Raw genomic sequence first — 25,436 nt, forward strand, 5'->3', positions numbered from 1 at the left:
CGCCGAGGTCTTACGGACCGGTGACGTGCAGGCGCCGTGCCGCGGCACGGTGTCTGCACGGTACTAGCGTTTCGCACATGCGAGTACTGGTCACCGGCGCAGCCGGTTTCATCGGATCCCATGTCGTCGACGCGCTGACCGCGAGGGGGCACGAGACCGTCGGGTTCGACCTGCGCGACGGTCTGGACGTGCGCAGCGCCGGGGCGGTCGCCGCCGCACTGCCGGGCGTCGACGCCGTCTGCCATCAGGCGGCGAAGGTGGGGCTGGGGACGAGGTTCGGCGACGCCCCCGACTACGTGTCCCACAACGACCTCGGTACGGCGGTCCTGCTTGCCGCGATGGCCGAGGCAGGGGTGCGGCGGCTGGTGCTCGCGGGGTCGATGGTGGTGTACGGGGAGGGTTCCTACAGCTGCGAGAGGCACGGGGTGGTACGGCCCGGGCCCAGGAGTGTGAAGGACCTTGAGGACGGCTGCTTCGAGCCCATGTGCCCAGGGTGCGGGCGGGAGTTGATGCCCGGCCTGGTCGGTGAGGACGCTCCGGTCGACCCGCGGAACGTGTACGCGACGACCAAGCTCGCCCAGGAGCATCTGTCGGCGGCGTGGGCGCGTTCCACGGGCGGTTCGGCGGTGTCGCTGCGCTACCACAACGTGTACGGGCCCGGGATGCCGCGCGACACCCCCTACGCGGGAGTGGCCTCCTTCTTCCGGTCCGCGCTCGCCCGCGGCGAGGCCCCGCGTGTCTTCGAGGACGGCGGCCAGCGACGGGACTTCGTGCACGTACGTGATGTGGCGGCGGCCAACGTGGCCGCGCTGGAGGCCGAGCCCCGGGAAGGGGTGTTGACCACGTACAACACCGGGAGCGGGCAGCCGCACACGGTCGGAGAGATGGCGCGGGCGCTGGCCTCCGCGTACGGGGGGCCCGAGCCCGTCGTGACGGGGGAGTACCGGCTCGGCGACGTACGCCACATCACTGCGGACTCGTCCCGGCTGCGGGCCGAGCTGGACTGGAAGGCCGAGGTCGGGTTCGCAGAGGGGATGCGGGAGTTCGCGACGGCGAAGCTGCGCGGGGAGTAGAGCCCGGTACGGTGCCGCCGCTCACGCCTCGGCCGTGGGAAGCGTGACCTCGAAGCGGCAGCCGCCGGGCACGTTGTGCACGGCGGCCTGGCCCCGGTGAGCCTCCACGATGCCCCGGACGATCGCGAGGCCGAGCCCCGCACCCGCGGGAGGAGTCCGCGCGTGCGTGCCCCGCCAGCCGGTGTCGAAGACGCGCGGGAGGTCCTCCTCGGGGATGCCCCCGCAGCCGTCGGTGACGGACAGCACGACACCCCTCTCCGACCGCTCCGCCGCGATCGCCACCGTGCCGTCGGCCGGTGTCCGCCGGATCGCGTTGACCAGCAGATTGCCCAGGACGCGGCTCATCTCCTTGCCGTCGACTTCGACGGGCACCGGTTCGATCCGGTCGCCGACCAGCCGTACACCGTGTTCGCGGGCGAGCGGGTCAGCTCCCGCGAGGGCGTCCCCGACGAGGTCGTACAGCGAGATCCGGGAGGTGGAGAGGGCGAGCGTCCCGGCGTGTATGCGGGACAGCTCGAACAGGTCGCCGACCATGTCGTTGAGGCGCTCGACCTCGGTGCGGATCTGGCGGAGGTAGCGGTCCGGGTCGGCCGCGACGCCGTCCTCCAGGGCCTCCGACATCGCGCGCAGTCCGGCGAGCGGGGTGCGCAGGTCGTGCGAGATCCACGCGACGAGTTCGCGGCGCGAGGTCTCCAGGGCGCGTTCGCGGTCGCGGGACTCGGCGAGTTTGGCGCTGGTGGCCGCCAACTCCCGGCTCAGTGCGGTGAGTTCGGCGATGGCCGGGCCGTCGGGGGCCGCGAAGTCGCCGTCGTCGCCGAAGGAGCGGGCGGCGAGAGTGAGTGCCCGGCTGCGGGCGACGACCCAGCGGCCGAGGACGAGGGCGGTCGCCAGGGACACGACGGCCGCCATCGCGACGACCGTGGTCACGACGCTGAGGTCGTGCGAGGACAGGAACATCGCCCAGGCCACGGCCAGCGTCCCGGCGAGCATCGCGGTGACGGCCACGGCGGCGACGACGGCGAGGGACGCGGTCAGCGACCGCCGCCGGATCAGCCAGAGCGCACCCGCCCCGAGCAGCCCGGCCGCTGCGGCGCCGAGGAAGGCGTAGAGGGCGATGAGCAGCATGTCGCGCATGGTCAGACCGTCTCGTCGTGGGGTGTCGTCTCGGGCATGGTCAGACCGTCTCGTCGTGGGGTGTCGTGTCGGGCATGGTCGGACCGCCCCCTCGGGAGGCGTGGCGTTTCAGCATGGTCAGACCGCCTCTTCGCGGGGCGTGGTGTCGAAGCGGTAGCCGACGCCCCACACCGTCTGGATCAGCCGCGGTCGCGCCGGGTCGTCCTCGACCTTCCCCCGTAGCCGGCGTACATGGACCGTGACCGTCGACAGGTCCCCGAAGTCCCAGCCCCAGACCTCGCGCATCAGGTCCTCGCGGCTGCAGGCGCGGCCGGGATGGCGGAGGAAGAAGGCGAGGAGGTCGAACTCACGGATGGTGAGGGCGAGTTCCGTACCGTTCTTGGTGGCGCGGCGGGCGGCGGGGTCGACGGTGAGACCGGCCGCGTGGAGGGGGCGGGCGTCGGCGGCGGGCCGTGCGCGGCGCAGGACCGACTCCACCCGCAGCACCAGTTCCCGGGGGCTGAACGGCTTCGTGACGTAGTCGTCGGCGCCGACCTCCAGGCCGAGGATCCGGTCGTCCTCGTCACCGCGGGCGGTGAGCATGATGACGGGCACGGGACCGCGCGCCCGCAACCGCCGGCACACCTCGAGGCCGTCCATCCCCGGCAGCATCAGGTCGAGGACCACCATGTCCGGCCAGTGCGCTGCCGCCCGGGCGAGTGCGGCGGGCCCGTCCGCGGCGCGGTCCACGGCGTACCCCGCGCGGTCGAGGTAGCCGGAGACGACCTCGGCGACCGTCGGATCGTCGTCGACGACGAGAACGCGCGTCGTGTCCCCGGACCCGCCCGGGGTCGTGTCCCCATGGCCGTTCGGAGCACGTCCGGCACCTGGGGGTTCGTACGGCTGCTGCATGCCTCCAGCCTCCCACCGGCCTCGCCCTTGTGCCGTCGGCGTGGCTCGACGTCCGTGTTTCGTAAGGAGGCCAAGCCTGATATGTCCCTTTCGCGTTCGTAAGGTGAAAGCCGTGACTGCAAATCGCGCCTTTCCCGCAACGGACCCGCAGGTCGACGTGGTCCTCCCCTGTCTGAACGAGGCCGAGGCCCTGCCCTGGGTACTCGCCCGCATCCCCCCGGGCTGGCGCGCACTGGTCGTGGACAACGGGTCCACGGACGGCTCGGCGGAACTGGCCCGCGGCCTCGGCGCGACCGTCGTGCACGAGGCGCGCCGCGGGTTCGGCGCCGCCTGCCACGCCGGGCTGACGGCCGCCACCGCGGACTTCGTGTGCTTCTGCGACTGCGACGCCTCGCTCGACCCGGCGCTGCTCGTCCCCTTCGTGCGCGAGGTGCGGGACGGGGAGGCGGACCTCGTGCTCGGCCGGCGCCGCCCGCAGAGCCGGAGCGCCTGGCCCGTGCACGCCAGGGCGGGAAACCTCGCCCTCGCTCGGATGATGCGCCGCCGCACAGGGCTGCGCCTGCACGATCTCGGCCCGCTCCGTGCGGCCCGCCGCGAACCGCTGCTCGCCCTCGGCCTCACGGACCGCCGCAGCGGCTACCCGCTCCAGATGGTCGTCCGGGCCGCCGACGCGGGCTGGCGCGTCGCCGAGCACGACGTGCCGTACCTGCCCCGCACCGGCGCCTCCAAGGTCACCGGCACCTGGCGCGGCACCTGGCAGGCGGTACGGGACATGCGCCGCGTCCTGGCCGAACCACCGGCGCCGATCATGGCGGCCGCCCCCTCCCAGGGAGGAACCGCCCAGTGAGCACCCTGCTCGTCATCGCCAAGGAACCACGGCCGGGGCGGGTGAAGACCCGGCTCACACCGCCGTTCACGCCCCGGGAAGCGGCACTGCTCGCCGAGGCGGCCCTCGTGGACACCCTGCGTACGGTGGCGGCGACGCCCGCCTCGCGCCACGTGCTGGTGCTCGACGGAACGCCTGGCCGCTGGCTGCCGCCCGGCTTCGACGTCGTACCGCAGTGTGCGGGAGGTCTGGACGAGCGGCTCGCCGCCGCTTTCGCCGGCTGCGAAGGGCCCACGCTTCTCATCGGCATGGACACCCCTCAGGTGACGCCCGAACTTCTCACCGTGGACTTCGCCGACTGCGACGCGTACTTCGGACCGGCCGAGGACGGCGGCTTTTGGGCACTGGGACTTGCCACCCCCGACCCCGAACTGCTGCGCGGCGTACCGATGTCGACGCCGACCACGGGCGCCGTGCAGCGGGACCGCCTCACGGCCGCGGGCCTGCGCGTACGCGACCTGCCCGCTCTTCGGGACGTCGACACGGCCGCCGACGCGGAGGCGGTCGCGGCGGCGGCGCCCGGCGGCCGGTTCGCCGCGGAGCTGGCCCGGGTGCGGGCGGTGAGCCGCTGATGAGCGTGGGTCCGGGTGCGCACGCCGCGTCTGCCGGGAGGCTTACCCCGGCAACGTCGCCCGTGCCCGTGCCCCAGCCCGCGCCCGCGCCCGTGCCTGTTCCGGTCCGTGGAGCTGGCCCGCGTGCGGGCGGTGAGCCGCCGATGAGCGCGGGTCCGGGTGCCCACGCCGCGTCTGCCGGGCGGCTCTCCCCGGCACCGTCGCCTGCGCCTGCGCCCGCGTCCGTGCCCGTCCGCGGAGCGCTCCGCTCCCGGCCCGAACGGTCTCGGCCTCGAACGCCCGACACGTCGGCGAGTCCCCCCACCCCCTGGTCGGCCGACCCGTACTCCGACGCGCTTCGTACCGGCCAAGGCCCCCTCTACCTCCGTCGCCCCGACGGCTGGTTGCTCCCCCTCGACGTCGAGCGGTGGTGCGCGCGGGCCGACGCGGCCGATCTGGAGGCGTTGCGGCGCTGCGAAGGCGCTGTGCTCGATGTGGGGTGCGGGCCGGGGCGGCTCGTCGCCGAGCTTGCGGCGCTGGGCAGGCCCGCGCTCGGCATCGACGTCAGCGAGGCCGCCGTCGCCCACACCGTGCGGCTCGGCGGGCAGGCGTTGCACCGGTCGGTCTTCGAGCCGCTCCCCGGCGAAGGCCGCTGGGACACCGCTCTCCTCGTCGACGGCAACGTCGGCATCGGCGGCGACCCGGCCGCCCTGCTCCGACGGATGTCCCAACTCCTGGCCCCCGGCGGCCTGTTGATCGTCGAGGCCGTCCCGGACATGGACGTGGACGAACGCGTCCACGTCCATGTCGTTCGGGTCGCCAACGACCACGGTGCCGCGGGCCCGGCCTTCCCGTGGGCCCGCCTCGGCGCCCCGGCCCTGCTGAGGCACGCGGCGCGCGCGGGTTGGCGCCCGGACGCTCAGTGGGAGGCGGGCGGCCGGTCCTTCGTCGCCCTGCGCAACCGCAGCACCAGCAGCACCGCGGAGCCCCCGAACAGCGCGGCCGTGATCAGCAGCCAGCGGGACAGGAACCTGTCGCCGGACAGGCCGGTCGCGGACCGGTAGTGGTCCGCGACCTGCCCGCTGATCAGCGGAAACCACACCAGTAGCAGGAGACCGGAGAGCGCCGCCGGCACCCGGACGAAGACCGTCCACTCCCGGCGGCCGACCGCTCCCAGCGTGCGTGAGAGAGCGCGGTCCGCCCCCGCGTACAGCGGTACCAGTACCAGGTCGTGCAGCACCGCCGCGCCCACGAACCACAGCGCCACCCCGAACCAGTCGCCCGCGAGCAGCCGCACCCCCGCGTAACCGGCGAGCGCGAACGAGCAGGCGAGCAGCAGGAGTTGCAGCGGACTGCCGATGACAGCCCTCCCGAACGGTCGTCGCATCAGGCGCATCACAGGTCTCCGAACGTCATCCGTGCCACCCATTTCGTGTTGAGCACCCCGGGCGCCGCCGGGACGATGATCCGCGCCGGGTAGCCGTGGTCGGGGGTCAGCGGCTCGCCGTTGACGTACAGGGCGAGCAGAGAGCGCGCGTCGCGCACCTGGTTGTAGCGCAGCGCGGCCCGGCGGAAAGCCCCGTGCCGCTGGAGGGACTCCACCAGCACGTCGGGCGCCGCGCCCTCCTCATACCCGACAAGCACGGCCAGATCCCGCAGCCGTACGCCCCGCCACCACTGGTCGGAGGTCGACCAGCCCTCCACACAGGCGATGGGCAACGCGGCGCTGTGCAGCGGGAGTTGCAGGAGCTCGTCCCGGCTCAGGCGGACCGTCCGCCCGTGTCCCTCGACGACCAGCCGCCAGGCCTCCTCGCTCGTCTCCGTCGCGCTGATCCCGCGCGACTTCGCCGTCTTGTTGATCTGGAACCCGCCGGGGCCGGAACCCGGTTCAGGGCCGCCGTGCGGCGCCAGCAGGGCCGTCTCCCGCAGTGGCCCGTCGAAGCTCTGGCCCGCCGTCGTGGCGAACAGCAGCAGCGATCCGCCGCCGACGAAGCCGAGGGCGCCGCGCCGCGAGACGGTGGGCTCGGCGGGATCCGGGGACACCAACTCCTCGTCCTCCGAGGAGTGTTCCTCACGCAGGTGGCGCAGATTGCGCAGGGCTTTCGGCGTCTTCAGCACCGCGTGCGTGACGAACGCCGCGAAGAACACCCAGGCCCCGTAGAAGTGCAGCGGATAGAAGGAGCCGGGGAAGAGGTAGTCGAGCTGGACGTTCAGCACGCCCGTGATGAACTCGAACAGGGCGCCGCCGACCAGCAGAAGCAGCGAGATCCGCTCCAGCGCGTGCGCGAGGGACCGTGCGGGCGGCAGTGCGAACAGCTTCGGCACCACCGACCAGAGTTTCGCCAGCAGCACGGGGATCAGCGTGATGCCGAGCGTGACGTGGACGCCCTGCGTGAGCCGGTACAGCCAGTGCGGGTCGGTGGGCCACGAGAAGAGATAGAAGCCGAGCAGACCCTTGTCCGGGGTCATGTCGTTCACCCGTGACAGGCCCGGGTTGTAGGCGGCGTACGACAGGAGACCCGTCACGAACAGCACCGTGATGCCGCCGAGCAGGACGATGCCCAGCACGGAGGTGAACCAGGGGCCGCGCAGCGGGCTGCGCCAGAAGGCGGGGGAGGAGGGGGACCGTGGCATGCTCCGACCGTAGGCGCGGGACAGCCCACGAATGGGTCCGCGAACCATGACGAAACTCTGACGTCCACCCTGGTGGCGGCCCTGGGGACCCGATCCCGCCCTAACGTGCTGGTGTGAACCGCGATCTTCTCCGAGACCTGTCCGCGGCCCTGGCCGCCGCGCTGCTCGTGCTCGTTGCCGTGCTGGTCGGCACCGCCATCGAGCACCGCGACGGGACGCTCCACGTCGGCTGGCCGCCGCTGTACGCCCGTTGGGATCCGCACGTCGGCCCCGGCACCCCGGCCGCGATCGTGGTGGCCGTCGCGGTCGTCGCCTACGGTCCGCTCGTCGCCGCCCGGCTGCCCTGGCGGGCGCTGCTGCTGAGCATCTGGGGCACCGGCATGGCGTGGACGTTCTCCCTGGCCCTCGTCGACGGCTGGCACCGCGGGATCGCCCAGCGGCTCACGACCAGGTACGAGTACCTCCAGGTCATCGACCGCTTCCATGACATCCCCCACACCCTGCGGGATTTCACGCACCACATCCTGATCGGATCCCCCGACCACTGGCCCGCGCACGTCGCCGGACATCCCCCGGCCGCCACCCTCACCTTCGTCCTGCTCGACCGGATCGGGCTCGGTGGCGGGGCCTGGGCGGGCGTCTGGTGCATCACCGTCGGGGCGACGGCGGCGGTCGCGGTGCTCGTCACCGTACGAGCGCTGTCCGGGGAGGCTCTCGCCCGCCGAGCCGCGCCCTTCCTCGTCCTGGCCCCGGCCGCGGTCTGGATGGGGGCCTCGGCGGACGGGTACTTCGCCGCGGTCGCCGCGTGGGCCGTGGCGTTCCTCGCGCTCGCGGTCACGGGACACCGGCCGCGGGCGACCGGCCTCGCCGCCGGGCTCCTCCTCGGTCTCACCATGTATCTGTCGTACGGGCTGACGCTGTTCGCGGTGATCGCGGCCGCCGTCCTGCTGCTCGGTACGCGGCGACTGCGCCCGCTGCCCTACCTGGTCGCCGGTGCCCTCGTCGTCCCGCTCGCGTTCACCCTCGCCGGTTTCGACTGGTGGGAGGCGTACCGCCTGCTGGTGACCCGCTACTACCAAGGGGCCGCCCGCGTCAGGCCGTACGGCTACTGGGTGTGGGCGAACCTCGCCTGCACGGTACTGATCGCGGGCCCGGCGACGGTGGCGGGCCTGAGGCGGGCCGGCGCGGCTTCCCTGCACAAGGACCTACGCGCCCGCGTCCGCACGACCACTCCCGAACTCCGCCTCGCCCTGCTCGTACTCGCGGCGCTGCTCGCCCTCCTCATCGCCGACCTCTCGGGCATGAGCAAGGCGGAGACGGAACGCATCTGGCTGCCGTTCGTGATGTGGCTGCTCCCGGCCTGCGCGTTCCTCACCCGTCCCCGCGCCTGGCTCGCCGCACAGGCCGCTCTCGCCCTGCTCCTCAACCACCTGCTGCTGACCGGCTGGTGAGAGCGGCCGGGGTGCGAACCTTAGGACTTGTGGGCGGCGGCGTCGAGGATCAGCTGTGCGATCGCGTCGGGGTGGGTGACGATCGACAGGTGGCTGGAGTCGAGTTCGATGGTCTTGGCGCGCATGCGTGCGGCGAGGAACCGTTCGAGTTCGGGTGACGTGGTCCGGTCGTTCTTCGACACCGCGTACCAGGTGGGTTTGTGCCGCCACGCGGCCACCGTGGTCGTCGAGGTCGGGAACAGCGAGGACGCGATACGGCCCTGCGCGGCGTAGAGCGCGAGCGCCCGGCGCCTGGGGACTCCGCCCGCGAAATCCCGGAGGAACCCTTCCTTGCTCAGCTGCTTGAATCCGCCGGACTCGACGAGCTGGGCGTTGGCAGGCGGTGTGGGGAACTTCGCGGCGAGCGCCGTGTAGTCCTCTCCGGCGTCGGGCGCACGGGCGGCGACGTAGACAAGGCCGGTGACGTTCGCGGCGAGGCCCGCCTGCGAGATGACCGTGCCGCCCCAGGAGTGTGCGGCCAGGATCGTCGGCCCGTCCTGCAGGGCGAGGGCACGTTCCGTCGCGGCGACGTCTTCGGCGAGGGACGTGAGCGGATTCTGTACGGAGGTCACGTTCATGCCGGCCGACTGGAGGCGCTCGATCACCTCCGACCACGATGAACCGTCCGCGTAAGCGCCGTGGACGAGCACCACATTGCGCACCGGCGCGTCGCCCGGGTCGGGGCTGACGGAGGGAGCGGGCCGTTCCTGGGCCGCGGCCCCGGTGGACGGCACACCGGACACCGCCGCCGCGGCTCCCGCGGTGAGCGCACCAGAAAATGTTCGTCGACTGATCAAGGACTGTTTTCCTCACTCGTTCGCGGCCCGTGAGGGCCGATGCCCACGAGCGTCTGCCGGCGCTCGTGGGGTTTCCTGAACCGGTGGCGGGACGAAGTCCGCGAGGCCGGCAGAGCCGACCGTCGCATCTCCGCCACTATGTCCCGTGCACTCTTCAGTCCCCGTCGATCCGCGCTGGTTCGCGGGGCTTTTCACGGGTTCGTAAGATTTTCTTTCCGGTGCCTTGGTGAAGCTGCGGGAAATCCGCCCTCAGCGCGCGGGCACGGCCGGTGGAGCGCTCGTGTGGCGTACGCGCAGTTCCATCGGAATGACCCTGGGCTCGGTGTCGCCGTTGGCGGTCATCAGCGCTTCCAGTGTCTGGGCGGCCTGCCTGCCCAGCTCGTGCCGGGCCAGCGAGGCCGTGGTGAGTCTGCGTGAACTGGGCAGGTCGTCGAGGGAGATGTCGTCGCAGCCGATGACCGACATGTCCTCGGGGATCCGCAGGCCCGACTCCTCCAGCGCGGTCACCGCGCCGAGCGCCACGAGGTCGTTGTACGCGACGACGGCGGTGACACCGGAGTCCCGTACGGCGCCTGCCGCGGCGTAGCCGTGCCGTGCGGTGTGGCCGCAGGGGATCACAGTGACGTCGACGCCGAAAGCCGCCGCGGCGTCGAAGGCCCGGATGCGCTCGGCATTGGCCCAGGACGCTTCGGGGCCGCTCAGGTACGCCACCCGGCGGTGCCCGAGCTGGGTCAGGTGACCGCAGACCAGGGTCATGCCTCCGTAGAAGTCGACGGAGACCGAGGGGACACCGAGGCCGGGGACGATCCGGTTGACCAGCACGACAGGGTGGCCGCGCAAGGACAGGTCGATGAGCGCCGTGCGGTCCATGCGTGGGGAGCACAGCAGTACACCGTCGCAACAGCGCATGAGGTCCTCGGCGAGCTCGTGCTCACTGGTCGCGTCCTCGTCCGACTCCATCACCATCACCCGGCGTCCGTTGGAGCGGGCTACGGCGGAGACGGATTTGAGGACATCGGGGAAGTACGGGTTGGCCAGGTCGGGCACGAGGACGCCGATGGCGCCGGCCTCGCCGCGGGCCAGGCCCTGGGCGGCGGCGTTGGGGCGGTAGCCCAGTTCGGCGACGGCGCTCTCCACCCGGCGTACCAGCTCGGGGTCGACCCGGGCCGTGCCGTTGAGCACCCGGGAGACGGTGGAGGTGGAGACTCCCGCGGCCGTGCCGACATCGGTGATCGTGACCCGCCGCTGACGCGGGGCCTTCTTCGCGGCGGACCCGTTCGCCGTCCCGGGCGTCCGGGACTTCTCGGGCGGGCCGTCGCCCGGCAGTTGCGGCTCCGCGGACGTTCCCGGATTTCCCGTCGTGTCCGGTGCTTTCGAAGTTGCCAAGCCCTGCTCCCAGTGCCCTCGGTCCCGTGGTCAGCGTAGTTCGTCGTTCAGCGTGCGGGCGGTGCGATCCCCGGCTCGGACCGGAACGGCCCCGACCGGAGTCCGCGCAGGTACCCGAGGTCCCGGCGTACCGCCGCGAGCGGGTCGTCGGCCGGGTAGTGGACGTGCAGGGAGAACGGGCCGGTGTAGCCGAGCTCTTGGAGACCGGGCAGGATCGTGGCCCAGGGGACGACGCCGCCGTCGGCGAGCGGCTGCCACCGGCAGTTCCAGGATCCGGGCGCACCGTCCGGTTCCCACACCGCGTTCTTCACGCCCACGCAGCCGACCCGGTCCGGGCCGCCGAGGACATCGAGCGTGAGACGCCAGTGCTCGCTGCCCTCCTTGGCCTGATTGCCCGGATCGGGGTGGAAGAGGACGTCCTCTCGGCCGTCCAGGAGCCGCGACGCGTGCGCGGCCGACGGGTGCAAGGTGCCGTGGTGCAGAGCGAGTACGAGCCGGACGCCGTGGCTGGCGGCGAGTTCGGCGAGACTCGCGAGGCCGCGGCGGGCCCGGTCCAGGCCGGCGTCGTAGCCGAGTCCGGCGTCGTAACGGTAGAACCCGACGCGCATCAGGGACACGCCTGCCTCGGCACAGTGCGCGATGACGCGCTCGGACTCGCTGTCCGCCGAGATCAGGTCCGTGCTGACCTGACCGAGCTCAAGTCCGTTGCCGCGCAAGGCCTTTGCCGTCTCGGCGATCCGCCCCGACGTGTCCGGTGTGACGGTCTGCCCGTCCCTGACCAGCAGGTCGGCGCCGTCCGCGCCGGCCTGTGCCAGCTGCTCGGAGAGTTCCCCGGGCGGCAGAGCGCCGAACGGCTTCGTGAGGACGAGAACGCGCACGACGTACTCCCTTCCGGTCGCCCGCGAGCCCCGTGGAGGCCCCGACCGACACCGCGAAAATCTGTGAAAGCGCTCCCTCAGCTTAACCGCTACTCCGGCTGAAGATCGAGAGAGCATGCAACGTCCCAGGTGAGATGGCTTGTTGGCGATGCTCGCCCGAGAGCTCGCCAAGTGATTCCTGTGAAAACGCTTGCTAGGCCAGGGGCTGCGCCCTAACGTCGTCCGCGTCTCAGTCCCGAGAGCCGCTCGGGTCGCCATCTCGACGGAGCAGGAGACGAACCATGGGCACAGGACACAGAGTTGGGTCATCCCGGATCGGCAGGCTGGCACTCGCGCCCCTGCTGCTGGCACCACTGCTCGCCGCATGCGGTGGAAGCTCCGGTGCCTCGGGCACCACGCTCAAGGTCTGGGACTACTCGGCGGAGCAGTCGGACTTCCACAAGAAGGCCGCCGAGGAGTTCCACCGGCAGTACCCGGACATCACCGTGCAGTGGCAGTCGATCGCTCAGGACGAGTACAAGCGGACCCTCCCGCTGGCCTTCCAGAGCAAGCAGGGCCCGGACGTCTTCTACTGGAGCGACAACGGTCCGCTGGCGATGTCGCAGCTCCTTGAGCAGAAGTGGATCCAGCCGCTCAACGGGGGAGCGAAGCTGCCCGCGAGCTTCACCGAACGGTGGCCCGAGGGTTCGTTCATCAACGGCGTCAACCAGCTCGACGGCAAGACGTACAGCTTCCCCCTGTCCGAGAGCACCTACTGGGGCCCCGGATACATGTTCCTCAACAAGAAGGTCTTCGGTGACGCCGGACTCGACACCGCGAAGCCGCCGAAGACCTGGTCCGAGCTGAAGAGCACCTGCGCGCGGATCAAGGCGAAGACGAAGGCGTACTGCATCGCCTCGCCCAGCAAGGACGTCGACTTCCAGCGCATCTTCTACGCACTCGCCGCCGGCGAATACACCGTCAACGACTGGTTCTTCGACTACAAGAAGGGCACGTTCTCGCTGGCCGAACCACAGGCGCAGAAGGTGTTCGCGTTCATCCAGGAACTCAAGGACGAGGGCTACTTGGCACCCGGCTCCAACGACAAGAACTTCTCCCGTCAGCAGTTCGCCACCGGACAGGCCGGCATCATGATGGACGGCACCTGGACTCCCTCGGTGTTCAAGTCCCTCGGCCTGGACTCCTCGCAGTACGAGGTCGCCGCGCATCCCGTGCCCGACTCGGGTGCCAAGGGCGCCCTGTGGAGCCAGCCCGACGGCAACAAGTACTGGGTGAGCGCGGATACGAAGCAGTCGAAGGCCGCGTGGACCTTCCTGAACTGGCTGACCCAGCCCGATGGTTACTTCGCCAAGCAGTACCTCGAAGGCGGCTTCGGGACGCTGGCGTTCGCGGACAACGCCCGCTACATCAAAGACCCCGCGATGCGACAGATCATGGGCATAGCCGACAAGCCGGGTTACCGGGTCGATCTGCCGCTCCCGGTCACCAAGTGCCCGGACCTCGTGAAGTCCAAGGCCTACGTCAAGGCCATCGGTGAACGTCCCACCTGGGAGTACGAGGCGATGTCCGGCGCCCTGAGCGGCGACAAGTCACTGAAGCCCGAGGCCGAGCGGATCGTCGCGCAACGCCAGAAGACCCTCACGGCCGAGCTCAAGAAGGAAGCGGCCCAGGGGCTGAAGGTCTCCCTCGACTGCTTCACGTTCCCCGACTGGTCGTACACCTCCGACTACCGGCCGGCCGAGTAGCCGCTCACGCCCCGGAAGCCGGAAGTCAGCCGCAAAGGACCTCACATGGCTCTCGCCTCCACCGACCCGCGTCCACCCGACACGGCGTCCAGCACCGCAACCCGGCCCAGTAGGGCGATGCGCCCGACCCGGCCCTCGAAGCCACCGGAGGGGGACCGCGAGCGCGCCAAAGGGCGCGACCGGCTGTGGGTGGCGGCCTTCCTCGTGCCGTTCCTCCTTCTCTATCTGGGCTTCACTCTCTGGCCGCTGGTCGTGACGGTCTACTACTCGTTCTTCGACTGGTCCGGCACCGGACCGCTCGACCAGTTCGTCGGCGGCGGCAACTACAGCCGTATCCTCGGCGATCCGCTCTTCTGGCAGGCGGTCGTCAACACCCTGTTGTTCGCCGTCGGTACGACCCTGATCAAGCTGCCGCTGTCCCTCCTCGCCGCACTGGTGATGACCAGGAAGTGGCTGCGGGCGAAGAGGGCGCTGCGCACCGTCTTCTTCGCACCGCTGATCATCCCCGTGGCGATGGCGGGCCTGGTCTTCACCTACCTGCTCAACCCGTCCAACGGCGCGCTCAACTCCGCGCTGCACGGTCTGGGCCTGACCGACGGCACGACCGATGTCTTCGCCAACCGCTGGACCGCGATGCTGACCCTGGTCCTCATCTCCGTCTGGCAGGTTTTCGGCCAGTACATGATCTATTGGATGGCCGCGCTGCAGAACGTCCCCGACGAGCTCTACGAGGCCGCGGAGCTCGACGGCGCCACCGAATGGCAGAAACTCACGCGGATCACCCTGCCGCTGATCCGTCCGGTGGCCGTGGTCATCGTGATGCTCGCGCTTGTCAACGCGATGCACGTGTTCGGGCTCGTCGTCACGCTCACCGGGGGCGGCCCGGGATCGAGCACCTACGTGGTCTCGTACTTCATCTACAAGCAGGCTTTCGGCTCGATGCCCTTCGCGTACGGATACGCGTCGGCGGCCGCCCTGCTGTTCTCCGTCATGGCGTTCTTCCTCGTCACCGGTCAGGGCCTCTTCGTGCGCAGGGCGCAGAAGATGCGGAAGGAGTACGGAGTCTGATGTCCCGTCCCGAACTCCGCACCCCGCGAGCACCACGTTCCTCGCGGCTGTCACGGCCCGCGCGGGCCAACCTCATCGCGCTGCCCCTGCTGATCGTGGTGGGTCTGGTCTGGATCTATCCGTTCCTCTGGATCGTCGCCGGGGCGTTCAAGACACAGACAGGGCTCTTCACCGGTGGCGCCAGCCTCATGCCCGATCAATGGAATTTCGACAACTTCCAGCGGGCGTGGGTGGATGCGGGATTCTCCCGGTACTTCTTCAACACGATTCTGTACGCGGTCGTGTCCACCGTCATCGAACTGTTCAAGTCGGCGCTGTGCGGATACATTCTCGCCCGGTACGAATTCCCGGGGCGAAAGCTCCTGCACCGCATGATCGTCGCCACCTTGTTCGTGCCGGTGGCCTCCATCATCATTCCGCAGTTCGTACTGGTGGAACGGCTCGGCCTGCTGAACACCCAGGCCGGCGTCATCCTGGCCATGTCCGGCGCGGCGGGCGCCCTCTACGTGCTGCTCTTCATCGGATTCTTCTCGGGCGTACCGAAGGATCTGTTCGACGCGGCAAAGCTCGACGGCGCCGGCTTCCTCCGTACGTTCCGGCTGGTCCTCCCGCTGGCGAAGCCCGTCATCGCGGTGGTCGTCATCTTCCAGTTCATCACCAACTGGAACGAGTTCAACATCCCCTTGGTGTTCACACTCGGCCAGCCGGATCTGCAGAACCTCGCGGTCGGAATGCTGTCGTTCAAGGGAGAGCACTCCGTGGACTGGACCGGATTCGCCGCCGGAATGACGCTCTCCGTCATTCCCATGCTGATCGTCTTCGTCTTCTTCCAGAGTTACTTCGTGCGCGGCCTGGCCGGCGCCACCAAGGAGTGAACCACGTGACAACCGAGCCGCCCGGCTCCGCCGACCTCAGCGGCGTCTTCGCCTATACCTGGGACCTGGTGGGCGACCCCGCCGCGGCCGAACGAATAGCCTCACTCGGCGTGGGCGCGGTGGTCCTCCAGGCCGCCTACCACTCGGTGCGCGCCATGACGCCGTACCACCCCGTCCACCGCACGGTGCACGCCACACATGCGGCCGCGTACTTCCCGCTCGACCCGCACCAGTGGCGCGGCAAGCGCCTGAGACCCGCCGCGCCGGACTGGGGAGTCGACGCTCCCGACCGGTTCGGCACGGCGACCTCAGAGCTGCGGAGGCAAGGGCTGCGGGTCGAAGCCTGGCTGGTACTCACGCACAGCACCGCGGCGGGAGAGCGCGCACCCGACCTCACGGTCCGCAACGCCTTCGACGAGCGATACGGGTACGCCCTGTGCCCGGCACAGCCCGAAGTGGCCGCGTACGCGGCGCAGTTGGTCCGCTCCTTCTGCGAACGCTACGACGCCACCGAGGTACCGGCCCTGATGCTGGAGGCCTGCGGCTGGCTGGGCTTCGAACACGGCAGCCACCATGAGAAGACGGCGGGCGCCGACCTCAGCGGAGGCTGCCGCGATCTGCTGTCGATCTGCCTGTGCGCCGCGTGCCGCGAGGGGATCGAGGCCTGCGGGGGAGACCCCGCCGGTCTCGCACAGACGGTCCGCCGCACGGTCGACGCCGAGATGCGCGACGGCGTACGCGCACCCGCCACGCTCGCCGAATCGCTCGGTGAACGCGCGGCGCAAGCACTACTGCGCCACCGCCAGTCGGTGATCGAGGACCTGACACGGCAGGTCGCGGCGGTGGCCCCCGGCCGGGAGCTGCTCCTGATGGCGGACGGCGACCCGCAGGCCACCGGCCCCGACAGCGGACTCGACCTGGGCCGTTTCGGCGGCCGGGCGACGGCCCTCGTCCTCAAGTGCTGGGACGAGGAGAACCGGGCGGTGGCCCGCGTCGAGGAAGCGGTGCGCGACAGCTCACGGCCGGTCATCGCCAATGTGTCGGTGCTTGACGAGCACCCCGCCGATCTCACCAGGCGGGTCGCGCGGCTGCTGGCCGCCGGAGCGCAGCAGATCCGCTACTACCACGCGGGCCTGTCCTCACCCGCGCGACTACGGGCGCTGCGCATGGCCAACGCCCAGGAAGCGGTGCGAGCCATCGCGGGAGCAGGTACGCGGACCACGGAGGGAGCAGCATGACGAACGAGCCGTTCACCGGACTGTACGTGATGGATCCGGAGCGCTTCGACGACGTCTACGGGCCGGCCGAACGCACCGCCCTCGAACGCCACTTGACCATCAAGGAGCCCCCGGTCTCCGCGGCGGACCTGTCGCCGGACCTGCTGGCGGGAGTCGACGTGCTCGTCACCGGCTGGGGCGCGCCCCGGCTCACCGCCGAGCTCCTGGACAGCGCGCCGCGGCTCGCCCTCGTCCTGTATGCCGCAGGGTCCGTACGCCCCCTGGTGACCGAGGAGTCCTGGGCACGCGGAGTGCGGATCACTTCCGCCGGCACGGTGATCGCGGACAAGGTGGCGGACTTCGCACTCGCGCAGATCCTGTACGCACTCAAGCACGGCTGGCGCTATGTCCTCACCGCACGGCGTACCGGAACGGCGGCCGTGCGCCGAAGCGAACTCGGCACCGCGGGGGCCACCGTCGGCCTGGTCTCCCTCGGCGCCACCGGGCGGGCCACCGCGCGGCTCCTGAACAGGCACGGCGTGCGGGTGCTGGCCCACGACCCCTATGTACCCGTCGACAAAGCCCATGCACTCGGTGTCGAACTGGCCACGCTGGAGGGCGTGTTCGCCGAGAGCGACGTCGTGAGCCTGCACGCCCCGCTCCTCGACGAGACCCGCGCCATGGTCGATGCACGGCTGCTGCGCTCGATGCGTCCCGACGCCACGCTGGTCAACACCGCGCGCGGCGGCCTCGTCGACGAGTCGGCGCTGGTGACCGTGCTCGCAGAACGCGCCGACCTGTTCGCCGTACTCGACGTCACCGACCCCGAGCCGCCGCCCCCCGGCTCCCCGCTGTTCGAGCTGGACAACGTGGTGGTCACCCCGCATCTGGCGGGCAGCCTCGGCCCCGAACGGCGCCTGCTGGGCCGGGCCATGGCCGAGGAACTGGCCCGGTACGTCTCCGGGAGCCCGCTGCGTCACGAGGTGGACGCCGCGTCGATGGAGCATGCCGCATGACCACAGCCGCCTTCACCCTGGTCATGGTGCCGCCCTTGTCGGCGGAGGCCCGGTCCTGGCCCGACAGGCTCGTCGAGGCCGTACCGGGGATCGAGGTGCTCTGCCCCCAGGGCCCTCGGGACGTCGACGCCGCGCTGGTCCGCGCCGATGCCGCGTACGGCACCCTCACACCCGAACTCCTCGGCTCGGCGGACCGGTTGCGCTGGCTGCAGGCTCCCCAGGCCGGCCCTCCTCCCGGTTTCTACCATCCCGCGCTCGTACGTCATCCGGTCGAGGTGACGAACATGCGGGACACCTACACCGACCATGTCGCCGCCCACACGATGGCGTTGGTCCTGGCCCTCGCCAGGCAGCTGCCCCGCTATGTGCGCGAACAGGCGGCCGCGAACTGGGCGCCGGACTGGTCGGACGGTGCGGTCGTGCCACTCGGCGAGGCGCGCGCGCTCATCGTCGGAACGGGTGCGATCGGCGCCGAGACCGGACGACTGCTCGCCGAGTTCGGCACCCGTGTGGAAGGCATCGATCCCCGTGTCACCACGGCACCGCCCGGCTTCCTCCGGGTCCTTCCACCCGGACAGCTCGATCGCGCGCTTCCCCAGGCGGACATCGTGATCCTGACCGTGCCCCACACCCCTCAGACGGAAGGGCTGATGGACGCCGGCCGTCTGGCGGCGATGAAGGACGGAGCCTGCCTCGTCAACGTGGGCCGCGGCCCCACCGTCCGCCTCGACGACCTCGTGGCGGCCCTGGACACGGGGCGACTGCGAGGCGTCGCCCTCGACGTCATGGAACTGGAGCCGCTGCCGCCGGACCATCCGCTCTGGCGCCACCCCCGGGCGCTTATCACCCCGCACGTGGGCGGGGCCGGACCGCACGCCTCGGAGCGGCGGTTCGACGTGCTCGCGGAGAACGCGCGGCGGTTCGCCGACGGGCGGCCGTTGATCAACGTAGTGGACAAGTCGCTATGGTTCTGACCGCATCCCCCGACACCCGGCCCGCGGTGACCGTAGAGCGCGTGGAGACGTTCACGGTCGCCCTGCCGACGCTGCGGGACTTCGCGGTCGCGGGCGGCGGCGTGACCGCCCGGGGCCGGCCCGCGACCCGCGTGCTCGTCAAGGTCACGGCCTCGGACGGAAGCACGGGCTGGGGCGAGGCGACACCGATCCCGTCATGGACGTACGAGACCACCGAGTCCATCGTCTCGACCCTGACGCACTACCTGGCGCCGGCCGCGACCGGCCTCCCGCTGTGGGATCTCGACGGCCTGGTGCGGGCCTGCGACCGCGTCATCCGGCGCGGCTGGTCCACCGGGATGCCGCTGGCCCGTGCCGCCCTGGACGTCGCCTGGCACGACGCACTCGCGCGCTCCCGCGGCGTGAGCCTGGGCGAACTGTGGGGCAGGCGCCGCCACGACACCGTCGAACTCTGCTGGATCGCCACCGGAGCCGAGGCCGGTGCCCTCGCCGAATCGGTCGCCGAGGGGCAGGCCCACGGGTACCGCCACTTCAAGATCAAGACGGGGCTCGTGCCGGGACAGGACGAGGCCGAGGAGGTCGCCCGCGTAGCGGCCGTACGCGCGGCGGCCCCCGACGCCCGGCTCATCGTCGACGCCAACCAGGCGGGCACCCAGGACTCCGCGCTCCGCCTCGCCCGCCGGCTCGCACCGCTCGACATCGCGGCACTTGAGCAGCCGCTGCCCGCCAACGACATCGAAGGACTCCGCTGGCTGCGCGACCTCAGCCCGGTGCCGATCGCCGTGGACGAGAGCCTGCGGCACCCCACCGACCTGGCCTCGTTCGTCCGCAGGGGCGCCATCGGCATCGCCGTGGCGAAGGTGCAGCGCTGCGCCGGACTCACCCTGGCGCTGCGCCAGTGCCAGCTGGCGGAGGACTGCGGTGTGGCGCTGATGGGTTCGGGCCTGACCGAGTCCGACATCGGCCTCGCCGCGTCCCTGCACCTGTTCGCGGCCCACGACCTCACCGCCCCCGCCGACCTCAACGGCCGGCAGTTCCTGCAGTCTCCCTACGCCACCGGTTCCGTCATCGAGGTGCGCGCAGGGGTGGCCGAGGTGCCTTCGGGCCCCGGCCTCGGTATCGGCATCGACGAAGGGATCGTACGAGAACTCGCCCGCTGAACCGCGCGGGTGTGTCCGCCTGTTCAAAACCCCGACGGGTCTGTCATGGCCCTGACACTGAAGGAGCCGCTCATGAAATCTCCCATCTCCTCACGCAGGTCTCGCCGCCGCACCCTGTGTCTGCTCGCGGCACCCGCACTCACCGTCGGCCTCCTGGCCTCGGCGGAGAGTGCGTCGGCGAAGGCCGCCGCCTGCCCCGCGCCGGCCGCGGCCATCGGCCTGAGCACCGCCTGGAAGCTTCAGCTGCCCACCCCGACCAGCTCGGGTTCTCCCGTGGAGATCAAGCAGCCCGCGCTGAAGACCTACAACAACGCGCCCTGGTTCACGACCACTTCGGACTGCAAGGCGATCCTGCTGCGGGCCGCGGTCAACGGCGCCACCACCAGCAACACCGGATACCCGCGGTCGGAACTGCGTGAGATGACCGCGGACGGGTCGGCGACGAAGAGCTGGCCGTCCACGTCGGGCACCCACACCATGGTCGTCGACCAGGCCATCACTCATCTCCCCAAGACCAAACCGCATGTGATGGCGGGTCAGATACATGACTCCGACAGCGACGTCACCTCGTTCCGTCTCGAAGGGACCTCGCTGTACATCACCTCGTTCAACACCACGCACTACAAGCTGGTGACGTCCAACTACCAGCTCGGCACCCGCTTCCAGGGGAAGTTCGTGGCCCACGACGGGAAGGTCGACGTCTACTACAACGGCGCCCTCAAGGCGACCGTCGCCGCCGCGTTCGCCAGCGGCTACTTCAAGGCGGGCGACTACACCCAGGCGAACTGCACCAACTCCTCGCCCTGCGACAACTCGAACTACGGCGAGGTCGCTCTGTACAAGGTCACCGTGACGCACAGCTGAGCTGAAGGGGTCGCTCCTCCCGGTGTTTCAGTTCCGAGTCCGCTCGCCGTGGCTCGCTGATCGCACCGGGAGCGGGTGGCCCCGGCCACCTCTGTTTCCGGCGTGCCGATGGCTGAGAAAAACGCTTGGACCGCGCACACGGCGTCGCGGGACACTGCGTCTTCCGGCCTCCCCGTACTCGCACCTTGGCGCCGCCGCGCGCATCCGGGGGATGCCGTACGACGGAACGACGGGGTGGGGGAGATGGGTTCGCCTGAATCGCGTGAGGCTTCGCCGGGCAAGGGCTCGGTGCTCCTCGCGCTTCGCTATTACGGCCGGGAGATGGCCCGGCTCCGACGGCTGACCGCACCCGCCATGCTGCTGCCGGCGCTGGGCAACATCGGCCTCAACTACATCGCGCCGCTGATCGTCGCCAAGCTCGTCGGAGCCATCGCGGGCGACGCCGACCTCAGCATCGGCTCGACGCTTCCCTACGTCCTCGGCTTCGCCGGCGTCCTGCTGTTCGCCGAGACGCTGTGGCGCATCGGCCTGCACTGCCTGAACCGTCTCGACGCGCTCGGCATCGAGCACCTGTACGTGATCGGCATGGACGAACTGTTCGCCAAGGACGCCGCGTTCTTCCACGACAACTTCGCCGGATCGCTGACCAAGCGGGTGCTGAGCTTCGCCTCCCGCTTCGAGGAGTTCGTCGACACCATGACCTTCCAGGTCGCCGGCAGCTTCGTGCCGCTGGCGTTCGGGTCGGTGGTGCTGTGGCTCTACGAACCGCTGCTCGTTGTCGGGCTGTTGGCGATGATCGCGCTGACGGCGGTGTGCGTGGTGCCCCTCATCCGGCGCCGGCAGGCGCTCGTCGACGAGCGCGAGGAGGCGATCGCCCGGGTGTCGGGGCATGTCGCCGACAGCCTGATGAACATGGACACGGTCCGGGCGTTCGCCGCCGAGGAGCGCGAGGCCGCCGAGCACCGGTCCCGCGTCGCGGTGTCGCGCCGGCTCACGCTCCGGTCGTGGGACTACGGCAATCTGCGCATCGACACGCTGGTCGCGCCGATGTCCGTGCTGACCAACGCGCTGGGCCTGCTGCTCGCGGTCGCGCTCGGCGGGGGCAGCAACGGCGTCGAGTCGGTCGTGGTCGCCTTCATGTACTACACCAACGCGACGCGGATCATGTTCGAGTTCAACCAGATCTACCGCCGCCTGGAGAGCTCGATGACGGAGGCCGCGCAGTTCACCGAACTGCTGCTGATTCCGCCGACCGTGCTCGACCCGGCAACGCCGGAGCCCTTGCTGTCCAAGGCCGCCGACGTCCGCTTCGAGCAGGTGACCTTCGCCCACGCGGGCGCGGCGCCGCTCTTCGAGGGGCTCGACCTGGCTGTGCCCAGCGGAGCGAAGATCGGTCTCGTCGGCCGTTCCGGCGGGGGCAAGACCACGCTCACCCGGCTGCTGCTGCGGATGACGGACATCGACAACGGCCGGATCCTGATCGGGGGTCAGGACATCAGCAGGATGCGCCAGGCCGACCTGCGCAGCCTGACCGCCTACGTGCCGCAGGACCCGGCGATGTTCCACCGCTCGCTGCGGGACAACATCGTCTTCGCCCGGCCGGACGCCACCGACGCCGAGATCCGCCGCGCCGCGGAGGCTGCACACGTCACGGAGTTCGCCGACGCGCTGCCGGACGGCTTCGACACCATGGTGGGCGAGCGCGGCGTCAAGCTGTCCGGCGGACAGCGCCAGCGGGTCGCCCTCGCCAGGGCGATCCTGCGTGACGCTCCCGTCCTGCTGCTCGACGAGGCGACCAGCGCCCTGGACTCGGAGAGCGAGGTCCTCGTCCAGGAGGCGCTGTGGCGGCTCATGGAGGGGCGGACGGCGCTCGTGGTGGCGCACCGGCTGAGCACCGTCGCCACCATGGACCGGCTCGTCGTCCTGGACCGCGGACGGATCGTCGAGCAGGGCACGCACCAGGAACTGCTCGCGTCGGAAGGCGCTTACGCGAAGCTGTGGCAACACCAGTCGGGCGGTTTCCTCGACGACAGCCCCGCGCGGGTGGACCTGCACTGAACGCGAGCCCGGTGGGCGCGGCCCGTACCTGAACGCGGGCCGCGCCTACCCGTCGATGACGAGTCCCTTGGCCGCGAGCACGTCGGCGAGGTTGCTGACCTCGATGACGCTCTTCCCGGAGCGGTAGGCGGCGATGTAGGCGGCCTCGGCGTCGACGCGGTCCTGGGACTTGCCCACGACGTCGGCCGCGTCCTCACGGCGTACGACCACGACGCCGTCCGCGTCGCCCCGCACCACGTCGCCGGGGCGGACCAACTCGCCGCCGATCAGCACCGGTTGGGCCATCGGGCCGACGGTCTCCTTGACGGTGCCCTTGATGGAGACGCTGTGCGAGAACACCGGGAAGCCCAGCTCGCGCAGTTCGAGGGTGTCACGGACACCGGTGTCCGTGACGAGACCGCCGATCCCCTTGGTCACACAGGCGTTGGCCAGTACGTCGCCGAAGGAGCCGGCCTCGGCGTACTCGCCGGCGGAGACCACGATGACGTCGCCGGGCCGGGCGTGGGCGATGGCGACCTGGAGCATGATGTTGTCGCGCGGGGCGCAGCGCACGGTGAACGCGGGGCCGCACAGGGACATGGTGTGGTCGACCGGCTTGATCGAGGAGCCGAGGGCTCCGAGCCGGCCCTGTGCTTCGTGGATGGTCGCGGAGGAGTACTTGCTCAGCTGCTCGACCAGCGCGGGATCGGGGCGGTCGAACTTCGTGGTGACGTGCGGCATGGTTCCCTCTCGAAGACGGTCAAGGATTCAGGACAGGTCGGCGCAGGCGCGGGCGATGCGCTCGCACGCCTCGGTCAGCACGGCGCTCGACGTCGCGAACGACACGCGGAAGTAGCCCGGGGAGCCGTAGGCCGCACCGTGGATCACGGCCACCTGCCCGGACTCCAGGAGGTAGCGGGCGAAGTCCTCGTCGGTGCGCAGCACTTCACCAGCGGGAGTCCGCCTGCCGAGCGCCCCGGCGCACCCGACGAACGCGTAGAAGCCGCCGCTCGGTGTGGAGCAGGAGAGCTCCGGGACGTCGGCCAGCATCTTCACGGTCCTGTCGCGCCGGGCCTGGTACACGGCGACGCACTCGCGGACGAAGCTCTGGTCGCCGGTGAGCGCGGCGGTGGCGGCCGCCTGGCTGATGGACGAGGGGCAGGACGAGATCTGCGACTGCAACTTGTTGACGGCGCCCACGAGTTCGGCCGGTCCCGCGCCGTAACCGAGGCGCCAGCCCGTCATGGCGTACGTCTTGGAGACGCCGTTGGTGACGAACACCCGGTCGGCGAGGCGCGGCTCCACTCCGAGGAGCGTGGGGACGTGGCCCGGCTCGTACCAGATCTCGTCGTAGATCTCGTCGGTCAGGACCAGGACGTGCGGGCGGTCCAGCAACACGTCGGCCAGGGACCGGAGTTCGTCCGCCGTGTATGCCGCACCCGTCGGATTGCTCGGGGCGTTCAGGACGACCCAGCGCGTGGCGTCGGTGATCGCCGCCGCCAGCCGGTCCGGCGTCAGCTTGAACCCGTCCGCCTCCGGACACTCGACGACCACCGGTGTGCCGTCGTTGGCGAGGACCATGTCGGGGTACGACACCCAGTACGGCGCGGGGATGATGACCTCGTCGCCGGTGTCGAGCGTCGCCATCAGGGCCAGGAAGATGACCTGCTTCGCACCGCCGCCCACAGTGATCCGATCCACCGGATAGCGCAGCCCGTGGCGCTCGTGCAGCTTCTCGGCGATGGCGGCGCGCAACTCCGAAGTGCCGTTGACGGGCGTGTACTTGGTCTCGCCCCGTGCTATCGCCGCGACGGCGGCGGCCTTCACATGGTCGGGGGTGTCGAAGTCGGGCTCGCCGACGGTGAGATCGAGGATCTCGTGGCCCTGCGCCTTGAGCTCACGGACCCGTTGCGCGGCGGCGGTGCTGGGGGATGGCTTGATGCGGTCGACCCGCTCGGCGAGGCCCATCAGCCGGTCCTCCGCTCGAAGTTGAGGCCGCCGGGCACCTGGAAGGTCGGCATGATCTCCAGATGGCCGATGTTCACATGGCGCGGTGAGCCGACCGCGTACTCGATGGCATCGGCGATGTCCTCCGGCTTCAGCGACTCGTACCCGTCGTAGTACGTACGCTGCGCCTCCTCCATGTCGCCGAGGAGCCGGCCGAAGATCTCCGTCTCCACCCGGCCGGGGCAGATCTCGGTGACCCGGATACGGCGGCCGTAGCCGTCGACGCGGAGCTGGCGGGAGAGCGTGTGCACGGCCGACTTGGTGGCGTGGTAGATCGTGTTGCCGCCGAAGTTGTAGACCGCGGCGATCGAGCTGATGTTGACGATGTGCCCGAGGTCGCGTTCGACCATCCCCGGCATGACCAGGCGTACGAGGTGCAGCACGGCCTGGATGTTGACCGCGACCTGCTCGTCGATGGCGAACTCGTCGGCGGTGAGGATGTTCCCGGAGCGTGAGACGCCGGCGTTGTTGACGAGGACGTCCACCTCGATGCCGCGCAGGAGTTCCGTGAGCGCGGCGGTGTCGGTGATGTCGACGGCGTGCGGGGTGCATCCGGTGCGCCGGGCCAGGTCGTCGAGCCGGTCCGCGTTGCGTGCGACGGCGTGAACTTCCAGGCCCTGCTTGGCCAGGCGCTCGACGACGGTCGCTCCGATGCCGGTCGAGGCGCCGGTCACCAGCGCGGTCCTGTAGTCGGAGAAAGGCATGGTGGAGTGCTCCTGGGGGAGAGGTGGGTGCGGGTGCCGTAGTGACTGC

Annotated in this window: 23 protein-coding genes; 14 read left to right on the forward strand and 9 right to left on the reverse strand. The window is 70.6% G+C overall.

Features of this window, described 5'->3' with window-relative positions; genetic code table 11:
- Positions 1–77: 77 nt before the first annotated feature.
- Positions 78–1,073, forward strand: a complete 996-nt coding sequence (locus OG219_RS41310; protein WP_266835580.1) for an NAD(P)-dependent oxidoreductase — start codon at positions 78–80, stop codon at positions 1,071–1,073.
- A 21-nt stretch (positions 1,074–1,094) separates the two neighbouring features.
- Here OG219_RS41310 and OG219_RS41315 read toward each other — a convergent pair whose 3' ends face one another.
- Together OG219_RS41315 and OG219_RS41320 are read right to left on the reverse strand one after the other, a co-directional pair.
- Positions 1,095–2,207 carry a sensor histidine kinase KdpD gene (locus OG219_RS41315; protein WP_266835582.1) on the reverse strand — a complete coding sequence of 371 codons (1,113 nt, stop codon included), beginning with the start codon at positions 2,205–2,207 and terminating at the stop codon, positions 1,095–1,097.
- Positions 2,208–2,324: 117 nt separating this feature from the next.
- Complete coding sequence (locus OG219_RS41320) at positions 2,325–3,098, reverse strand: response regulator transcription factor (RefSeq protein ID WP_266835583.1); 774 nt, start codon at positions 3,096–3,098, stop codon at positions 2,325–2,327.
- A 112-nt stretch (positions 3,099–3,210) separates the two neighbouring features.
- Between OG219_RS41320 and OG219_RS41325 the strand changes: the two genes are divergently transcribed.
- The 3 genes from OG219_RS41325 (at position 3,211) to OG219_RS48205 (ending at position 5,599) form a co-directional block, all read left to right on the forward strand.
- Positions 3,211–3,945, forward strand: a complete 735-nt coding sequence (locus OG219_RS41325) for a glycosyltransferase family 2 protein (protein WP_266835585.1) — start codon at positions 3,211–3,213, stop codon at positions 3,943–3,945.
- Positions 3,942–4,556 carry a DUF2064 domain-containing protein gene (locus tag OG219_RS41330; RefSeq protein ID WP_266835587.1) on the forward strand — a complete coding sequence of 205 codons (615 nt, stop codon included), beginning with the start codon at positions 3,942–3,944 and terminating at the stop codon, positions 4,554–4,556. The genes OG219_RS41325 and OG219_RS41330 overlap by 4 nt, the downstream gene beginning before the upstream one ends.
- 224 nt (positions 4,557–4,780) lie before the next feature.
- A complete protein-coding gene (locus tag OG219_RS48205; RefSeq protein ID WP_323183330.1) occupies positions 4,781–5,599 on the forward strand; it encodes a class I SAM-dependent methyltransferase in 819 nt (272 codons plus the stop codon).
- Between the two features lie 331 nt (positions 5,600–5,930).
- Here the strand turns inward: OG219_RS48205 and OG219_RS41345 are convergent, their stop codons facing one another.
- Positions 5,931–7,169, reverse strand: coding sequence for a molybdopterin-dependent oxidoreductase (locus OG219_RS41345; RefSeq protein ID WP_266835591.1), 1,239 nt, complete (start codon positions 7,167–7,169; stop codon positions 5,931–5,933).
- 113 nt (positions 7,170–7,282) lie between these two features.
- Between OG219_RS41345 and OG219_RS41350 the strand changes: the two genes are divergently transcribed.
- A complete protein-coding gene (locus OG219_RS41350) occupies positions 7,283–8,620 on the forward strand; it encodes a hypothetical protein (protein WP_266835593.1) in 1,338 nt (445 codons plus the stop codon).
- A gap of 20 nt (positions 8,621–8,640) precedes the next feature.
- Here the strand turns inward: OG219_RS41350 and OG219_RS41355 are convergent, their stop codons facing one another.
- From OG219_RS41355 to OG219_RS41365, 3 genes are all read right to left on the reverse strand, one after another.
- Complete coding sequence (locus OG219_RS41355) at positions 8,641–9,456, reverse strand: alpha/beta fold hydrolase (protein ID WP_266835595.1); 816 nt, start codon at positions 9,454–9,456, stop codon at positions 8,641–8,643.
- A gap of 249 nt (positions 9,457–9,705) precedes the next feature.
- A complete protein-coding gene (locus tag OG219_RS41360) occupies positions 9,706–10,842 on the reverse strand; it encodes a LacI family DNA-binding transcriptional regulator (protein WP_266835597.1) in 1,137 nt (378 codons plus the stop codon).
- 47 nt (positions 10,843–10,889) lie between these two features.
- Positions 10,890–11,720: a sugar phosphate isomerase/epimerase gene (locus OG219_RS41365; RefSeq protein WP_266835599.1), complete on the reverse strand. Its 831-nt coding sequence runs from the start codon at positions 11,718–11,720 to the stop codon at positions 10,890–10,892.
- A gap of 281 nt (positions 11,721–12,001) precedes the next feature.
- On the opposite strand from OG219_RS41365, the gene OG219_RS41370 reads away from it, so the two are divergent.
- The 9 genes from OG219_RS41370 to OG219_RS41410 all read left to right on the forward strand — a co-directional run bounded on the left by OG219_RS41370 (position 12,002) and on the right by OG219_RS41410 (position 22,697).
- The gene (locus OG219_RS41370) at positions 12,002–13,465 is read left to right on the forward strand and encodes an ABC transporter substrate-binding protein (RefSeq protein WP_266835601.1); all 1,464 of its coding nucleotides are present in this window, start codon (positions 12,002–12,004) and stop codon (positions 13,463–13,465) included.
- Between the two features lie 45 nt (positions 13,466–13,510).
- Entirely contained in the window at positions 13,511–14,533 is a 1,023-nt protein-coding gene (locus OG219_RS41375; protein ID WP_266835603.1) for a carbohydrate ABC transporter permease, read from the forward strand.
- Positions 14,533–15,408, forward strand: a complete 876-nt coding sequence (locus OG219_RS41380; RefSeq protein WP_266835605.1) for a carbohydrate ABC transporter permease — start codon at positions 14,533–14,535, stop codon at positions 15,406–15,408. The genes OG219_RS41375 and OG219_RS41380 overlap by 1 nt, the downstream gene beginning before the upstream one ends.
- 5 nt (positions 15,409–15,413) lie before the next feature.
- Positions 15,414–16,646 (forward strand): hypothetical protein, encoded by a 1,233-nt coding sequence (locus tag OG219_RS41385; protein ID WP_266835607.1) that lies wholly within the window; start codon positions 15,414–15,416, stop codon positions 16,644–16,646.
- Positions 16,643–17,641, forward strand: coding sequence for a hydroxyacid dehydrogenase (locus OG219_RS41390; protein ID WP_266835609.1), 999 nt, complete (start codon positions 16,643–16,645; stop codon positions 17,639–17,641). The genes OG219_RS41385 and OG219_RS41390 overlap by 4 nt, the downstream gene beginning before the upstream one ends.
- Entirely contained in the window at positions 17,638–18,615 is a 978-nt protein-coding gene (locus tag OG219_RS41395) for a D-2-hydroxyacid dehydrogenase (protein WP_266835611.1), read from the forward strand. Before OG219_RS41390 ends, OG219_RS41395 begins: the two co-directional genes overlap by 4 nt.
- Positions 18,606–19,775 (forward strand): mandelate racemase/muconate lactonizing enzyme family protein, encoded by a 1,170-nt coding sequence (locus OG219_RS41400; protein ID WP_266835613.1) that lies wholly within the window; start codon positions 18,606–18,608, stop codon positions 19,773–19,775. Before OG219_RS41395 ends, OG219_RS41400 begins: the two co-directional genes overlap by 10 nt.
- Before the next feature lie 72 nt (positions 19,776–19,847).
- Positions 19,848–20,639, forward strand: coding sequence for a polysaccharide lyase family 7 protein (locus OG219_RS41405; RefSeq protein ID WP_266835615.1), 792 nt, complete (start codon positions 19,848–19,850; stop codon positions 20,637–20,639).
- Positions 20,640–20,882: 243 nt separating this feature from the next.
- Positions 20,883–22,697 (forward strand): ABC transporter ATP-binding protein, encoded by a 1,815-nt coding sequence (locus tag OG219_RS41410; RefSeq protein ID WP_266835617.1) that lies wholly within the window; start codon positions 20,883–20,885, stop codon positions 22,695–22,697.
- Positions 22,698–22,742: 45 nt separating this feature from the next.
- Here the strand turns inward: OG219_RS41410 and OG219_RS41415 are convergent, their stop codons facing one another.
- Genes OG219_RS41415 through OG219_RS41425 form a run of 3 tightly spaced genes read right to left on the reverse strand, consistent with a single transcriptional unit; the run spans position 22,743 to position 25,387 of the window.
- On the reverse strand, positions 22,743–23,417 hold the full coding sequence (locus tag OG219_RS41415; protein ID WP_266835619.1) for a 4-carboxy-4-hydroxy-2-oxoadipate aldolase/oxaloacetate decarboxylase: 675 nt from the start codon (positions 23,415–23,417) through the stop codon (positions 22,743–22,745).
- Between the two features lie 27 nt (positions 23,418–23,444).
- Positions 23,445–24,644 carry an aspartate transaminase gene (locus OG219_RS41420; RefSeq protein WP_266835621.1) on the reverse strand — a complete coding sequence of 400 codons (1,200 nt, stop codon included), beginning with the start codon at positions 24,642–24,644 and terminating at the stop codon, positions 23,445–23,447.
- Positions 24,644–25,387 carry an SDR family oxidoreductase gene (locus OG219_RS41425; RefSeq protein WP_266835623.1) on the reverse strand — a complete coding sequence of 248 codons (744 nt, stop codon included), beginning with the start codon at positions 25,385–25,387 and terminating at the stop codon, positions 24,644–24,646. The genes OG219_RS41420 and OG219_RS41425 overlap by 1 nt, the downstream gene beginning before the upstream one ends.
- Positions 25,388–25,436 lie beyond the last annotated feature (49 nt).

This window comes from Streptomyces sp. NBC_00038, assembly GCF_026343635.1.
GTDB lineage: Bacteria > Actinomycetota > Actinomycetes > Streptomycetales > Streptomycetaceae > Streptomyces.